Source organism: Nocardia sp. CA-151230 (assembly GCF_050942175.1).
Lineage (GTDB): Bacteria > Actinomycetota > Actinomycetes > Mycobacteriales > Mycobacteriaceae > Nocardia.
In genome coordinates this window covers 1,841,337-1,855,946 of sequence record NZ_CP192061.1, presented here as the reverse complement: position 1 = coordinate 1,855,946, position 14,610 = coordinate 1,841,337, and the positions used below count along the sequence as shown (strand labels likewise).

At 67.7% G+C, this 14,610-nt stretch carries 17 protein-coding genes; 7 read left to right on the top strand and 10 right to left on the bottom strand.

What is annotated here, in order from left to right; translation table 11 throughout:
• Positions 1-19: 19 nt before the first annotated feature.
• The 7 genes from ACQP1O_RS08240 to ACQP1O_RS08210 all read right to left on the bottom strand — a co-directional run bounded on the left by ACQP1O_RS08240 (position 20) and on the right by ACQP1O_RS08210 (position 6,214).
• Positions 20-622 carry a Dabb family protein gene (locus ACQP1O_RS08240; protein ID WP_433565250.1) on the bottom strand — a complete coding sequence of 201 codons (603 nt, stop codon included), beginning with the start codon at positions 620-622 and terminating at the stop codon, positions 20-22.
• On the bottom strand, positions 619-945 hold the full coding sequence (locus tag ACQP1O_RS08235) for a hypothetical protein (RefSeq protein ID WP_433565249.1): 327 nt from the start codon (positions 943-945) through the stop codon (positions 619-621). The genes ACQP1O_RS08240 and ACQP1O_RS08235 overlap by 4 nt, the downstream gene beginning before the upstream one ends.
• The gene (locus tag ACQP1O_RS08230) at positions 942-1,844 is read right to left on the bottom strand and encodes an LLM class F420-dependent oxidoreductase (protein ID WP_433565248.1); all 903 of its coding nucleotides are present in this window, start codon (positions 1,842-1,844) and stop codon (positions 942-944) included. The genes ACQP1O_RS08235 and ACQP1O_RS08230 overlap by 4 nt, the downstream gene beginning before the upstream one ends.
• Before the next feature lie 274 nt (positions 1,845-2,118).
• Positions 2,119-2,934, bottom strand: coding sequence for an SDR family NAD(P)-dependent oxidoreductase (locus tag ACQP1O_RS08225; protein ID WP_433565247.1), 816 nt, complete (start codon positions 2,932-2,934; stop codon positions 2,119-2,121).
• Positions 2,935-3,024: 90 nt separating this feature from the next.
• The gene (locus ACQP1O_RS08220; protein WP_433565246.1) at positions 3,025-3,756 is read right to left on the bottom strand and encodes a glucose 1-dehydrogenase; all 732 of its coding nucleotides are present in this window, start codon (positions 3,754-3,756) and stop codon (positions 3,025-3,027) included.
• 1 nt (position 3,757) lies between these two features.
• The gene (gene kstD / locus ACQP1O_RS08215) at positions 3,758-5,437 is read right to left on the bottom strand and encodes a 3-oxosteroid 1-dehydrogenase (RefSeq protein ID WP_433565245.1); all 1,680 of its coding nucleotides are present in this window, start codon (positions 5,435-5,437) and stop codon (positions 3,758-3,760) included.
• Positions 5,438-5,449: 12 nt separating this feature from the next.
• On the bottom strand, positions 5,450-6,214 hold the full coding sequence (locus tag ACQP1O_RS08210; protein WP_433565244.1) for a glucose 1-dehydrogenase: 765 nt from the start codon (positions 6,212-6,214) through the stop codon (positions 5,450-5,452).
• A gap of 167 nt (positions 6,215-6,381) precedes the next feature.
• Here ACQP1O_RS08210 and ACQP1O_RS08205 point away from each other — a divergent pair, with 167 nt between their 5' ends.
• The 4 genes from ACQP1O_RS08205 (at position 6,382) to ACQP1O_RS08190 (ending at position 9,808) form a co-directional block, all read left to right on the top strand.
• Positions 6,382-7,509, top strand: coding sequence for an LLM class flavin-dependent oxidoreductase (locus tag ACQP1O_RS08205; protein ID WP_433565243.1), 1,128 nt, complete (start codon positions 6,382-6,384; stop codon positions 7,507-7,509).
• Positions 7,510-7,546: 37 nt separating this feature from the next.
• Complete coding sequence (locus tag ACQP1O_RS08200; RefSeq protein ID WP_433565242.1) at positions 7,547-8,302, top strand: SDR family NAD(P)-dependent oxidoreductase; 756 nt, start codon at positions 7,547-7,549, stop codon at positions 8,300-8,302.
• Between the two features lie 26 nt (positions 8,303-8,328).
• Positions 8,329-9,282, top strand: a complete 954-nt coding sequence (locus ACQP1O_RS08195; RefSeq protein WP_433565241.1) for an alpha/beta hydrolase — start codon at positions 8,329-8,331, stop codon at positions 9,280-9,282.
• A 73-nt stretch (positions 9,283-9,355) separates the two neighbouring features.
• Complete coding sequence (locus ACQP1O_RS08190) at positions 9,356-9,808, top strand: DUF4189 domain-containing protein (protein ID WP_433565240.1); 453 nt, start codon at positions 9,356-9,358, stop codon at positions 9,806-9,808.
• A 16-nt stretch (positions 9,809-9,824) separates the two neighbouring features.
• Here ACQP1O_RS08190 and ACQP1O_RS08185 read toward each other — a convergent pair whose 3' ends face one another.
• From ACQP1O_RS08185 to ACQP1O_RS08175, 3 genes are all read right to left on the bottom strand, one after another.
• Entirely contained in the window at positions 9,825-10,193 is a 369-nt protein-coding gene (locus ACQP1O_RS08185) for a DUF5313 family protein (protein ID WP_433565239.1), read from the bottom strand.
• Complete coding sequence (locus tag ACQP1O_RS08180; RefSeq protein ID WP_433567618.1) at positions 10,190-10,675, bottom strand: MarR family winged helix-turn-helix transcriptional regulator; 486 nt, start codon at positions 10,673-10,675, stop codon at positions 10,190-10,192. The genes ACQP1O_RS08185 and ACQP1O_RS08180 overlap by 4 nt, the downstream gene beginning before the upstream one ends.
• Before the next feature lie 91 nt (positions 10,676-10,766).
• A complete protein-coding gene (locus ACQP1O_RS08175) occupies positions 10,767-11,198 on the bottom strand; it encodes a nuclear transport factor 2 family protein (protein ID WP_433565238.1) in 432 nt (143 codons plus the stop codon).
• Positions 11,199-11,282: 84 nt separating this feature from the next.
• Between ACQP1O_RS08175 and ACQP1O_RS08170 the strand changes: the two genes are divergently transcribed.
• The 3 genes from ACQP1O_RS08170 to ACQP1O_RS08160 all read left to right on the top strand — a co-directional run bounded on the left by ACQP1O_RS08170 (position 11,283) and on the right by ACQP1O_RS08160 (position 14,608).
• A complete protein-coding gene (locus ACQP1O_RS08170; protein WP_433565237.1) occupies positions 11,283-11,840 on the top strand; it encodes a TetR/AcrR family transcriptional regulator in 558 nt (185 codons plus the stop codon).
• Between the two features lie 275 nt (positions 11,841-12,115).
• Complete coding sequence (locus ACQP1O_RS08165) at positions 12,116-13,309, top strand: glutamate ABC transporter substrate-binding protein (protein ID WP_433565236.1); 1,194 nt, start codon at positions 12,116-12,118, stop codon at positions 13,307-13,309.
• Positions 13,310-13,384: 75 nt separating this feature from the next.
• A complete protein-coding gene (locus tag ACQP1O_RS08160; RefSeq protein WP_433565235.1) occupies positions 13,385-14,608 on the top strand; it encodes an RtcB family protein in 1,224 nt (407 codons plus the stop codon).
• Positions 14,609-14,610 lie beyond the last annotated feature (2 nt).

Sequence of the window (14,610 nt, the reverse complement as noted above, 5' to 3'; positions counted from 1 at the left end):
GTTCGGCAGCACCGCTCGCTCAATTCCCCAGCACCGGGCCGTCGGCCCAGCGGTACAGGTGCGCGATCGCCGGTTCCACGATGGAATCCGGGATCTCGCCGTCGAACCAGCGATCCACGTGCGTCCAGTGGTAGGGATGCAGCAGGTAGTCGCCGTTGAGCCCGTCCGGATCGGCGAACTCCTGCTCCCACACGTGGGTCCAGCGCCCGTGGCCCGGTACCCGGCTCAGCGACCAGGACCGGATGGCCGAGATGTGCGCGGGCATGGCCATCAGATCGGATTCGAAGCGCGCCACCGTATCCGGAGCCGTGCCGGACCGCACGGTGAGCAGCAGGGTGCGCTTGATGCGGCGCGACGAGTCCAGCCGTACCAGGCGGGCGTTCACCGGGGCCAGTGGCACCACATCGGCGGTGGCGGGCAGGCCGGGCAGGACCGTCGCGGGCGCCGAGTCGGCGGCCAGATCCCAGACCGCGCCGAGTCCGCCCGTGCTGCCGGGCAGATCGACACCGGCCGAGCAGTGCGTGACCCCGGGTGTCACGGTCGCCGCCGTGGCCTGCGCGGCGAGCTGCCCGTCCGCGTCGTCTCCGGCGGGCGGGGCGGTGAGAATCACCCAGCGGCTCATGACAATTCCTCCTGTACCGCCAGGACGTGCCGCTCCCGCGTCAGCGCGACGGCGTCGGTGTCCGACCAGAAGGCCGAGACGGCGGGATCGGCGGCGGCCGCGCCCCGCATGCCGTAGAAGTCGTAGATGCCGGGCAGTTCCCAGATGATCTGCACGGCAACCGAATCCGCGCCGGTGTGCTCGTGCAGCACCTGGGGCGAACGCAGTCCGCGCGCGGTGGCTCCGGGCAGATACTCGCTGCGCCAGCGGGTCAGCCAGTCCTCGGCACGGTCGGCGGGCAGGACGATGCGGTCGACAACGCGGACAGGCGTCGCGGGATTCACAGCTTCGCCTCCACCTCGTTGCGATACCGATCCACGTAGGCCGCAAGGTTTTCCACGCCGTTGAGCAGGGACTCCGGGCCGAACATGGGCGGGGTGAGCACGACGCGGCTCGCGCCCGCCGTGACATAGGGGCGCACGTAGCCGGGGTCGAACTCGCGCGTGAAATCGAAGGAGCCCGGCCAGATGGTCATCTCGACCGCGTCCTCGGCACGTCCTGCCTCCCGCGACAACTCACGAATCCGATCCGCGCCGCGCGCGAAATCCTCGGACGAGATGGTGTACGGGAACCAGCCGTCCCCGACCCGCGCCGCGCGCCGCACCGCCGGAGCGCTGTTGCCGCCCAGCACGATCGGGATCGACCGTTCGGGCTGCGGCAGGCAGAACTGCTTCTCGAACGACACATGCTTGCCCTGATAGGTCGCCGGAGACTCCGTCCACAGCGCCCGCATGGCCCCGATGCAGTCGTCCAGGCGTCCGCCGCGATCCTCGAACGGCACCCCGATCGCCGCGTATTCCTCTTTCTGCCAGCCGATTCCGAGCCCCAGCAGCATCCGTCCGCCCGACTGCCGATCGATGGTGGCGGCCCGCTTGGCCAGCACCACCGGGCTGTGCAGCGGCGCCACCACCATGGCGGTGCCCAGCTTCAGGGTGCTCGACGCCGCCGCCACGAACGCCAGCGTCTCCAGCGGATCCGTCATCGGCACCCCGAGATCCCCGCCCGGCATCCGCCCGTCGGGCGAATAAGGGTACAGCGGCTCGTAATCCTTTGCCACCACAACGTGTTCCACGGTCCAGATCGAATCCAGCCCGCATTCCTCCGCCGCCGCCGCGAACTCCCGCAGAAATCCGCCCGAGGTCACCAGACCCTCGAGATATGGCATGAGCATGCCGATGCGCATCGACCGCCTCCGTCCTTCCGGGTACGACCCGCCACTGGGCCACCCCTCGATCGTGGCGTGTTAGCGGGGTCACAAATTGCCCCGGTCCCGGTCACCGAGACCCACGAAATCCCAGGTCACGGCGGTCAATTCACGCAACGACAGCAGGCCCCACACCATACGGTGCAGGGCTGAAGCGGGCGCGACAAGACAAGCGGGACCGCCAGGGCACTACTTCGCTCTGTCCGTGCCCCGGTGCGGAACGCACCGGGGCACGGGAGCCGCGAGAGCTACCTCAGATCTCCTTGCGCATCTGCGCGGTCAGGGGCTTCATGTAGCCCGAGCCGAGCAGCCGGCGCATGAGGTTCATGGCCTTGGCGTCCTTGCCGATCAGGATGAGCGGCTTGTTCTTCCGGATGCCGTTGACGATGGTCTTGGCGCAGTCCTCGGGGCTGGTCTGGGCCAGGCGATCGAAGTTGGCGGCCAGGTCGTCGCGGTCGCGGGTGGCGGCGGCGCGGGCCTTCCAGGCGATCTCGGTCTTGATCATGCCGGGGTGGATGCTGGAGACGCCCACGTTGTGGCCGGCGATGATCATCTCTTGGCGCAGTGCGTCGCTGATGGCGTGCATGGCGTACTTGGAGGAGCTGTAGCCGCCCTGGCTGGGGCAGGCCACCAGGCCGAACATGCTGGAGACATTGGCGATATGGCCGTCACCGGAGGCGATCACGTGCGGCAGGAACGCCTTCACGCCGTGCAGGGTGCCCCAGTAGTTGATGCCGAAGATCCACTCCAGGTCTTCCCAGGAGACTTCCTCGATATTGGCGGTCAGCGAGACGCCGGCGTTGTTGATCACCATGTTGACCTTGCCGAAATCGGCCACCACGTCGTCGGCGTGCGCGTAGACGGCGGCGCGGTCGGTCACGTCCAGCTTGTAGGCGCGGGCCTTGACGCCCTCCTTCTCGCACAGCGCCACAGTCTCGGCGACATTGTCGAGATTGCGCCCCGACAGCGCCAGCTGCGCGCCGTTGCGGGCCAGCTCGAGGGCCAGGGCCCGGCCGATGCCCGCGCCCGCACCGGTGATCACAGCGACTTTGCCGTGGAAGTCCTTCATGGGTGTTTCCTTGTCTCGCTTCGCGATTACTCTCGCGGGGTTCTCGGGGACATCCCCTGAGAACCCCGACGAGTCTGGGTGGCCGGAGCCTTACTGGGTGGTGAAGCCGCCGTCGGCGATGAATTCCGCGCCGGTGCTGTAGGAGGAGTCGTCGGAGATGAGGAACAGCACCATATTGGCGAGTTCCTCCGGGGTGGCCGGGCGGGCGATGGGCTGATTGGCCGCGATGTTCGCCGACCGCTCGGAGGCCGCGACCATCTCGGTGGCGACGATGCCAGGGTGCACGGAGTTGACGCGGACATTGTCGGCCGCGAATTCCTGTGCGGCCGTTTTACTCATGCCGCGCACGGCCCACTTCGAAGCCACGTAGCCGAGGATGTTCGAGTAGCCGATCAGGCCGCCGGTCGAGGAGATGTTCACGATGGAACCGACCCCGGCCCGGCGCATGGAGCCGATGACGGCCTTCATGCCCAGGAACACGCCGACCTGGTTGACGTCGATCACCTTGCGGTAGTCGGCCTCCGAGAGCTTCTCGATCGGGTCGACGTGCACGATGCCGGCATTGTTGACCAGGCCCGAGATCGGCCCGAAGGCCGCCTCGGTCTGCGCGACCACGTCGTTCCAGGCCGCCTCGTCGGTGACGTCGAGCGGGAGAAACCGTGCGGCGTCACCGATTTCGGCCGCGACGGCCTGCCCGGCGTCGGTGAGCACGTCGGTGATCACCACCTTCGCGCCCTCGGCCGCGAGCTTGCGGGCGAAGGCCGCCCCCATGCCGCGCGCGCCGCCGGTGACGATGACGACCTTCGAATCAACCCGTCCCATGTCAGTTCTCCTGCGCTGCTGCGGATTCCGCGTCGGCCAGATGGTTCGCCGCGATGTAGCCGAACACCATGGCGGGTCCGATGGTGGCGCCCGCGCCGGCGTAGTCGTTGCCCATGACAGCGGCGGAGTTGTTGCCCGCCGCGTACAGACCCGGGATGACCTCGCCCTGGTCGTTCAGCACGCGGGCGTGCTCGTCGGTGACCAGGCCGCCCTTGGTGCCCAAGTCACCCGGCACCATCTCGACCGCGTAGAACGGGCCGCGCTCGAGCGGGGCCAGGGTCGGGTTGGGCTTGACGGTCGGGTCGCCGTAGTAGCGGTCATAGGCCGAGTCCCCACGCTGGAAGTCCTCATCGCGTCCATTGCGCGCGAAGACGTTGAAGCGCTCCACGGTCGCGGCCAGCTTGTTCGCCGGAATACCCAGCTTGTCGGCCAGCTCGGCCAGGGTGTCGGCCTGCTTGATGATGCCGGCGTCGAAGTACTTCTGGGGCAGCGGCCGCTTGGGGAAGTTGCCCAGGAACAGGTACCGGTCGCGGAAGTTCTGGTCGAAGATGAAGTGCGCGGGAATGCTCCCCGGCACCTTCTCCTCCTCCTCGTACATGGTGTGCACGACGTTCACGTACGGCGCGGACTCGTTGACGAAGCGGTCGCCCTTGGCATTGACCACGATCGCGCCCGGCTGCGAGCGCTCGGCGAGCATGAAGAACGGCGGGCCGTCGGGGTTGCGCACGGACGGACCCCACCAGGCGTCGTCCATGAGATCGACTGCGGCGCCGGCCTTCTGGCCCGCGACGATGCCCTCGCCGACATTCTCGGTCGCGCCCACGGTCCAGCCGGTGTTCTGCGGCCCGTCGATGTACTGCTTGCGCATCTCCAGGTTGTGCTCGAAGCCGCCCGCGGCCAGCACCACGCCCCGCCGGGCCTTGATGGTGACCTGCCGGCCCTCGTGCTCGGCGCGGACGCCGACCACCGTGCCGCCCTCGATGACCAGGTCGGTGAGCGGCGTGTTCAGCCACACTGGCACGCCCGCGTCCCGCAGCGACAGCCACAGCCGGGCGGCCAGCGCCTTGCCCAGGCTGAGCGGCTTGGCGCCCCTGATCATGTTGAGCGCGGTCTGCGCACCGACCTTCATGGCGGTCTTCTTGCCGGCCCAGGTGCGGGCGATCATGTTCAGGTCGTGGAAGTCCTTGACCGTGATGGCGATGCCCTTGGGCGCGGACATGGTCGGGCGGTTGATCTTGTCCAGATCCGCGCCGAGCAGGCGGCCGTCGATCGGCTTGGGCTCGATGCTGCGGCCCTGCGCCAGACCGCCCGGGAACTCCGGGTGGTAGTCGGAGTAGCCGCGGTCATAGGCGAACGCCCAGTGCTTGGAGCGAGCCCCGATGTAGCGGAACATCTCCGGGCCCTGCTCCAGGAAGGCGCGCTGCTTGGCTTCCGGAACCCGGTCGCCGACAACGGCTTTCAGGTAGGTGCGGGCCATCTCCGGGCTGTCCGGCACACCCTCGGCCTGCAGCACCGGGTTGTTCGGCACCCAGATGCCGCCGCCCGAACGCGCGGTGGACCCGCCGAACAGGCTGCTCTTCTCGATCAGGGTGACCGACAGGCCCCGGTAGGCGGCGGTCAGCGCGGCGGTCATGCCCGCCGCGCCCGAACCCACCACGACGACGTCGAATTCGAATTCCATGAATCTCGTTCCTTAGTAGCCGCAGCTGGTCAGCATGCCGCCGTCGACGACGAATTCGCCTCCGGTGCAATAGCTCGAGGCGTCCGAGGCCAGGAACAACGCCACCTCGGAGACCTCGACCGGCTGACCCCAGCGCGGAATGGGCAATTCGGAGAAGAAGGTGTTGCCGTCCACCCCGGACGCGCCCGCCACGGACGCGGTCATGGGGGTGGCGATGCCGCCGGGATGAATCGAGTTCACCCGGATACCCGAGTGCCCCAGTTCCCGGGCGGCGGACTTGGTGAGACCGCGCAGCGCGAATTTGCTCGCGCTGTAGGCGGAGAGACCGGCCGCACCGACGAAGCCCTCGACCGAGGAGACGTTCACGATGGACCCGCCGCCGGCGCTGGTGAGCGCGGGCGCGGCCGTCTTGATGCCGAGGAAAGCGCCGGTGACGTTGATGTTCATGATCAGGTTGAACTCGTCCAGGCTCATGTCCACGATGCGCTTGAACCGCAGGATGCCGGCATTGTTGATGAGCACATCCAGCTTGCCGAACGTGGTGGTGGCCGCGGAAACCGCTGCCTGCCAGTCGCTTTCGCTGGTGATGTCGTGGTGCACGTAGTGGACGGCGTCGCCCAGCTCGGCGGCCAGCGCCTTGCCCTCGTCGTCCAGCACATCACCGAACACGACCTTGGCGCCCTCGGCCACGAAGCGGCGCACGTGCTCCGCTCCCATGCCCCGGGCGCCACCCGTCACCAGCGCCACCTTGCCGTCCAGCTGTCCCACCGATTCCATCCCTTCCTCTGCTCGTCAACCGACGCTAAGTCCCGATACGGAAACCCGGCACGATGTGGTCCCGGCCACTGAGACAGACCCATGACCTGAGGCTATGGGTGCAGTTGTATTCCGGTTAGGCATAAGCGCCCGGACGGGTGGGAAAGCGTCGCGGCAAGGAGCTCCGGATGAAGTTCTCGATGATCTTCGAGGCGCAGATGACCGATCCCACCGCCGCGCACGAGGCCCAGGTGCTGCGCGACTGCGTCGAACAGGCCGTGCTGGCCGACCGCGTCGGCTTCGACGCGGTGTGGGCGGTCGAGCATCACGGGCTCAAGTGGTACGCCCACATGAGCGCGCCGGAGATCTTCCTGACCTGGGTGGCCGCGCAGACCTCGCGAGTACGCATCGGGCACGGCGTCGTCTGCATGCCGTTCGGCTTCAATCATCCGGTGCGCACGGCCGAACGCGCCGCCATGCTCGACGTGCTCTCCGGCGGCCGCCTCGAGCTGGGCGCGGGCCGCGGCGCGACCGCCGTCGAAACCTCCATGTGCGGAGTCGATCCCGACCGCACCTATCAGGAGGTCGAGGAATCGCTGCGCATGATCGCGGCCGCCTGGCAGGACCCCGAGAGCGAATTCGAGTACCACGGTGAGCTTCTCGACATCGACCCCCACCATCTGCTGCCGCGCCCGGTGCAGCGCCCGCATCCGCCGCTGTTCATGGCCTGCACCAAGAAGGACACCCTGAAGCTGGCCGCCGAGTACGGAATCGGCGCGCTGGTCCTGGGTTTCGCGGGCATCGAGGAGATCGCCGAACTGCGCGGCATCTACGACGAGGCCATCGCGGCCCGCACCGGCGAACGCTTCGTCTCCACCGTGGTCAACGATCATTTCGCGGCGCTGTGCCCGACCATCGTCCTCGACGATCGGGAGAAGGCGCAGCAGATCGGCGCGCGCGGCCAGCGCTTCTTCGCCCAGTCCATCAAGTACTACTACGGCGCCGGCCCGGTCCCCGACGAGGCCGTGGACCCGGCCGTCGACGAGATCGCCAAGATGAAGCAGGTCGCCGACGAACACGTCGCCTACCTGCACGAGGCCAAGATCCCGGTCAAGACCGGATCCACCGCCATCTTCAATACCGAGCACGCCTACGGCACCGCCGACGACGCCATCGCCTATGTCGAGCGGCTGCAGGCGGCCGGGGCCGACGAGATCCTGTGCCTGATCCAGATGGGCACCGTGCCCCAGGACGCGTGCCTGGAAACCATTCGCCAGTGGGGCGAGAAGGTCATCCCCCACTTCCGTGACCAATAGACGACCGACCAAGTAGATGACACAGAAAGAAGTCGAAATGGCTGATCTGACAGGCAAAGTCGCCCTGATCACCGGCGCCGCCCGCGGCCAGGGTGCGGCCGAGGCGCGACTGTTCGTGGAACGCGGCGCCAAGGTGGTCATCACCGACGTGCTCGAGACCGAGGGCAAGGAGCTCGCCGAATCCCTCGGCGACGCCGCACGTTTCGTGCGCCACGACGTCACCGACGCCGAGAGCTGGGACGCCGCGGTCAAGGTCGCCGTGGACACCTTCGGCAAGCTGGACGTGCTGGTGAACAATGCGGCCATCTACATCATGAAGCCGCTCATCGAGACCAGCGCCGAAGAGCTGGAACGCATCCTGAAGGTCAACCTGATCGGAGCCTTCCACGGCATCAAGGCCGTGCTGCCCGCCATGACCGCGGCCGGCGGCGGCTCCATCGTGAACATCTCCTCGCAGGCCGGGCTCGAGGGCCTGATGAACCACAGCGCCTACGGCTCCTCCAAGTGGGGTCTGCGCGGCCTGTCCAAGATCGCCGCCCTGGAGCTGGGCCCGGCCCAGATCCGGGTCAACTCCGTGCATCCCGGCCCGATCGCCACCCCGATGGTGCCGTACCTGACCACCGGCCCCGGCAGCTTCCCGACCCTGCCGCTGGAGCGCACCGGCCTGCCCGAGGAGGTCGCCGAACTGGTCGCCTTCCTCGCCTCCGATGCTTCCGCCTACATCACCGGCGCCGAGGTGACCGTCGACGGCGGTCTCGCCGCGGGCAAGTTCATCCCGCGGAACATGCAGTAAGACAGCGCGATTCAGGAAGGCCCGCAATGACCCTGTCCCCCGAATGGCAGACCTTCGTCGACGTCGCCACCGCGGCGTTCCCGGCGCTGGGCACCGAGGTGCTCGACGCCGCCGAAGCGCGGGCCTTCCTTGCCGCCCGCCCCGCCGCCGCCGTCGAGCCGATTCCCGTTGCGGGAGTGGAGGAATGGCTGGTGCCGGGGCCCGAGAACGCGCCGGAGGTACCCGTGCGCCTGTACCGGCCGCTGGACGCCGAACCCGTTCCGGCCGTGGCGGTCTTCTACCACGGCGGCGGATTCGTGCTGTGCAGCCTGGACTCCCACGATCGGTTCTGCCGCACCATGGCCAATGAGGCCGGGGTCATCGTTGTCTCGGTCGACTACCGCCGCGCCCCGGAGGCCCGCTTCCCGGCCGCGGCCGACGACGCCTACGCCGTCCTGCGCTGGGTCGCCGACCACGCCGAATCACTGGGCGGGGATCCCGATCGCATCGCGGTGGCCGGGGACAGCGCGGGCGGCAATCTGGCCACCGTCGCCGCCATCACCGCGCGCGACAAAGGCGGGCCCGACATCGCCTTCCAGCTGCTCATGTACCCGCTGCTGGACCCGAACTGCGACCGACCGTCGCACACCGAGAACGCCGAGGGCTACTTCACCACCGCGGCCCACATTCGGTGGTACTGGGAGCAGTATCTGTCCTCGGACGCCCAGAAGTCCGACCCCTACGCCAATCCCACCATCGCGGACCTGACCGGACTCCCGCCCGCCCACATCGCCACCGCCGAATTCGATCCGCTGCGCGACGAGGGCGAGGCATACGGGCAGCGGCTGCGCGAGGCGGGCGTCGAGACCGAGATCCACCGCTGGAACGGCACCGTGCACGGGTTCATGTCGATGGCCTTCCATCTGCGGGAAACCCAGCGCGCCAATGCGACCGCGTTCACCGCGCTGCGCCGGGCGCTGGCCCGCACACCCGTCGTCTGAAATTCCCCGTGGGTTCACGGGCCGACCGGTTAGCATCACCTGCGTTCACATATCTGAAACGTCAGGAATTCTCTTGCCGGTCGCACGCCTCATCCCCTCGGCGACGAATCATGCCCGATTCGCCACGGGGGCAGCCGCTCTCACCGCGGCCATCACCCTCACCGCGGCCCTGGCGGGATCCGCCGGGGCCGCACCCCAGTCCTTCGGCACGCTGGCCCTGTCCCGGTTGAAGAACACCGCGGTCGCCGACATCGGCACCAGCAAGGTGACCGCCGACGCCGCCGCCATCCGCGACTGCGCCAACTACGACTGCGAGATCGTGCTCCGCTTCACCGGCGGCTGCGGCGTGGTCGCCCAGGGCGCGGACGGCACCTGGGGCTGGGCCCAGGGCGCGAGCCTCGACGAGGCCGAACAGAACGCCGTGAACGGGCTCGGCCAGAGCGCTCCCCCGTTCCCCGACGTGGGCAGCGCGCAGCCCCGCGCCGCCCACGTCGTTGCCGGTACCTGCACCGAAAGCGGGCAGTAACAACGGTTTTCGAGGCTCAGTGCGGGTACTGGGCCTCGTAGGCCGCGCGTTCGGCGGCCCGGCGGGCCGCCCGCGCCGGATTCTCCAGGTCCTCGGGGAAGCCATGCTTCACCAGGCGGTGCGCCCGGTTCATCGGCATGTAGGCCACGATGTAGAACAGCGCCAGCAGCAGGCCCAGCAGGATCACCGCCAGCTTCAGCCACAGCTCACCCGGCAGCAGGAACGCCAGCGCGAACACCGGGATCAGCGGCACCAATTGCCGCACGATGTGCCGCGGCACCGCCCACGGTCCGGTGAGGTCGTTGCGCACCCACTCGTGCAGATCCTCGGGCAGCACCCGCCCCCACGAATAGCCGAGCCACTGAACAGGGTTGGGGCGCTTCATTTCCGGTTTCCCTTCGTTGATCCGGCCTGCTCGCCATCCGACGCGACCGACCTCCGCGCCGCCGCGTTGACCCGATTGAGGACATCGCGCAACTCCTCGAGATCCGCGAGACTCACCCCCAGCCTCGCCACCACCGCCGGCGGGATCTTCTCCGCCTCGTCGCGCAGTTCCCGTCCGGCCTCGGTGAGATCCACGACGAGGTTGCGTTCGTCGTGCGCATCGCGCCGGCGGGTGATGAGCCCCGCGGTCTCCAGCCGCTTGAGCAGCGGCGAGAGCGTGGGCGAATCGAGCTGGATGGCCTCGCCGATGTCCTTGACCGACATCGGCGCCTCACCCCACAGCGCCAGCATCACCAGATACTGCGGATGAGTCAGACCCATGGGCTCGAGCAGCGGCCGATATACCGCCAACACCGCCCGATTGGCCACCGCCAGCGCGAAGCACACCTGCCGGTCCAGCCGCAGCGGGTCCTCGACCTCCAACTCCACCGGTCAGCCCTCCTCGATCGTCTTGGTTAGGGCAATAATAGTTAATGCACTAACTGTTCGTCGACGACCGAGTGGGTAATCAGCGTCACACCTCCGCCTGCATCGCCTGTCGCATGGTGAGGATCCGGCCGGTGTCCATGTAGTCACGGAACAGCGTGACCAGGCCGTTGCGCACCCGAATCACATTGACGGAGCTTCGAACCCAGGCCCGCGGCTGACCGGGGCGGGTGATGTCGATGTCGACCTCGGTGATGTAGAGCTCCGGATCGGCGGTCTCGTGAATGACCGGACGAATGCCGTGCAGCTCCAGGCCGGGCATGCCCGACCAGCGGGAGGCCAGGTACTCCCGGATCGCCTCCCGCCCCTCGATCCGGGTGGGCTCGCCGGGAATCAGGAACGGAATCTCGAACACGGCCTCCGGATCGAACCGCGCGATGAAGCCGTCGGCATCACGTGAGGGCAGGCTCTGGAACAGTTGCTCAACCAGGTCACGAGGGGTTTCGACGGAAGTGGACATGACTGCCTCCAAAAACGGAACGTTGGACCCGGTTAATATTCGGGGCGCACGCCCCGTTTGTCAACGGGTGGGTAGGCTGTCGGAGTGACGGATCGACCCCTGCGCGCCGACGCGCGCCGCAATCGCGAGCGGGTGCTGGCCGCCGCCCAGGAAGCCTTTGCCGCCGAAGGACTTTCAGTGCCACTCGACGAGATCGCCCGGCGAGCCGGCGTCGGTGCGGGCACGGTGTACCGCCACTTCCCCACCAAGGAGGCGCTTTTCGAGGCCGCCATCCTGGATCAGGTCGAGAAGATCACCGCGCACGCCCGCGACCTGACCACCGCCGACGATCCGGGGACGGCGTTCTTCGAATTCCTGGAGAAGCTGATCCTGCAGGGCGGCCTCAAGCGTGACCTCGCGGACGCGTTGCGCGCCAACGGCGGTGAATACCCGCGGACGGTCTCGCGCGACCTCGAAGCAGCACTGGGGACCCTGCTCTCGCGCGCCCAGCAGGCGGGAGCGGTACGGCCCGACATCAGCGTCGGCGACCTGCTCACCATCATCAAGGGCATCTTCCTCGCCGCACACGACACGGGCGCGACCCCGGGACTGCGCGAGCGCACCTTCGCCGTGATCGCCGACGGATTGCGCACCTCGCGCTGACCGGCCGGAACAAACGGAGACCAGCCTGTCCGGCCGCTCGCAAACCCGGGGCAATAATCGCTGAAATATTGCGGAATCAACTGGAGCGCGGGCGAATCGCGCGTCCAGTTCGGCGATGTCCGCACGTTTTCTCAACTCGGATGCTTTGATGCACCATGTGCTGACCGGTTGCGTCTTCAGCACCTCGGCCCGGGGCTGTTCTTCGACTTTCATCCGCACGAGTTGACGACAGGAGATCGGATTCGATGAAGCGTGCGATCCGCGCCGTCGCGGTTATGACTGGACTGACACTCGCAGCCTGCGGCAACACCCCGAAACCCGACGACGCGCCGCTGTCGGCACCACCGCGGACGCTGACAATCGGCATCAAATTCGATCAACCCGGGCTGTCGGTCAAGGGACCCGACGGCGAACCCTACGGGTTCGATGTCGACACCGCCGTCTACATCGCCGACAAGCTCGGCGTCACCCCCGACCACATCACCTGGCGCGAGGCCCGCACCGATCAGCGCGAGGACCTGTTGAACTCGGGCGCAGTCGATTTCATCGTCGCCTCCTACTCCATCACCGCCGCCCGCCAGCAGCTGGTCTCCTTCGCCGGGCCCTACCTGCTGGCCGGGCAGGACCTGCTGGTGCGGCAGAGCGAACGCGCCATCGACCAGCCCGAGGACCTGAACGGACGCACCGTCTGCACCGCCGACGGCTCGACCTCCGCGGACAAGATCCGGCGCAGCTTCGCCCAGAACGTGAAGCTCGCCATCCGCGACACCTACGCGGAGTGCGTCGCCGACCTGATCGCGGGCACCATCGACGCCGTCACCACCGACGACGTCATTCTGGCCGGATACGCCCATGAACACCCGGGCGTGTTGCGCGTGGTCGGGCACCGCTTCACCCGCGAGCGCTACGGGGTCGGCGTGCGCAAGGGCGATCTCGAATTGCAGAGCCGCATCACCACGGTCATCCGCATGATGATCGACGACGGCAGCTGGCGGCGCGCCATGGACGCCGATCTCACCGCAAGTGGATACACACCACTGCCCGCGCCGGTGGTGTTCAATGCGCCGGACAAAACGGTCACTCCCGGCGATCCGACCACCCTCGACCCGGAATTGGTGAATGCCGCCACGGCCGTCGCCGCCACCTCCAATGCCCGCGACTGGGAGGGCTTCCGCTCCCTCGTCTGCCCCGAAACCGCCGACACCATCGACCAGATCGTCTTTCAATACACCCCGCAATTCGACAAATCATTCGGTGCGGAAGTGAAGAACGCCGGCTACACGAACACCGTCACCGGAGTCACCCAAAACGACCCGAACTCCGCCACCTTCGCATTCCACGAAACCTTCACAAACGTCCCCGAGAAATACCACAGCTACTTCAAGGACATCGACTACACCGGCACCATGGTCCGACGCAACGGCGCCTGGAAGCTGTGCGGCCTGGCGGCGGATTTCGTCGAACCCTGACCGCCGGATAAATACGGTGCACCGGGACGGGCGGTGGACCTACCGTGGACGGCAGTCGAGAGGAAGGAAAGTCCCATGTTTCCCGTCGAGCTGCGCGGTACTCGGGCGCAGACGCTCATGTGGGCCCACGAGCACGAGGTCGAGCCGGCCGCGCTGCAGCAGCTGCGGAATATCGCGCAACTGGAATGGGTGTACGGGGTACGGGTGATGCCGGACGTGCACCTGGGCAAGGGTGCGACGGTCGGCTCGGTCATCGCCATGAAGGACGCGGTCGCGCCCGCGGCGGTCGGGGTGGACATCGGTTGCGGGATGGAGGCCGTGCTGACCTCGCTGACCGCGGCCGACCTGCCCGACAACCTGCACTCGCTACGCTCACGGATCGAGTCGGTGTTGCCGGTGGGGTTCGCCGCCCACCACGACCCGGTGAACGTGAACCGGTTGAACGCAGAGGTATTCGGTCAGCGCGCGGCCGGCACCACCCTGCGCGCGGGGTGGGAGCGCTTCTGGAAGGCGTTCGATTCGCTGGATCCGGCGGTGCAGGCACGCGAGTCCAAGGCACACAAGCAGATGGGAACCCTGGGCGGCGGCAACCACTTCCAGGAGCTGTGCATCGACACCGAGCAGCGCGTGTGGATCCTGCTGCACTCCGGAAGCCGCAATATCGGCAAGGAACTCGCCGAGCGGCACATGACCGTGGCCCGCGCCCTGCCGCACAATGCGGATCTGCCGGATCGCGATCTGGCGGTATTCCTGTCCGGGACACCGGAAATGGATGCCTACCGCCATGACCTGACCTGGGCACAGGAGTACGCGGCGCGCAACCGCGCCGTCATGCTCGCCCTCGTCTGCAAGGCCGTGCGCGACGAATTCCACGGTCTGGACGTGCGATTCGACGATCCCATCTCCTGTCACCACAACTATGTGGCGGAGGAGGTCATCGACGGGATCCCCATGCTGGTCACCCGCAAGGGCGCGGTGCGCGCGGGCGCGGGCGACCTGGCGCTGATTCCGGGATCGATGGGCACACGCTCGTATGTGGTGCGAGGCAAGGGGAATCCGGCCTCGTTCCAGTCGGCGTCACACGGCGCGGGCCGGCGGATGAGCCGCAATGCGGCCAAGCGCCAGTTCACCGTGGCCGACCTGGTCGCGCAGACCGAGGGCGTGGAGTCCCGCAAGGACGCCGGGGTGATCGACGAGATCCCCGCGGCCTACAAGGACATCGACCAGGTCATCGCGGCCCAGTCCGACCTGGTCGACATTGTCGCCACGCTGCGGCAGGTGCTGTGCGTGAAGGGTTGACC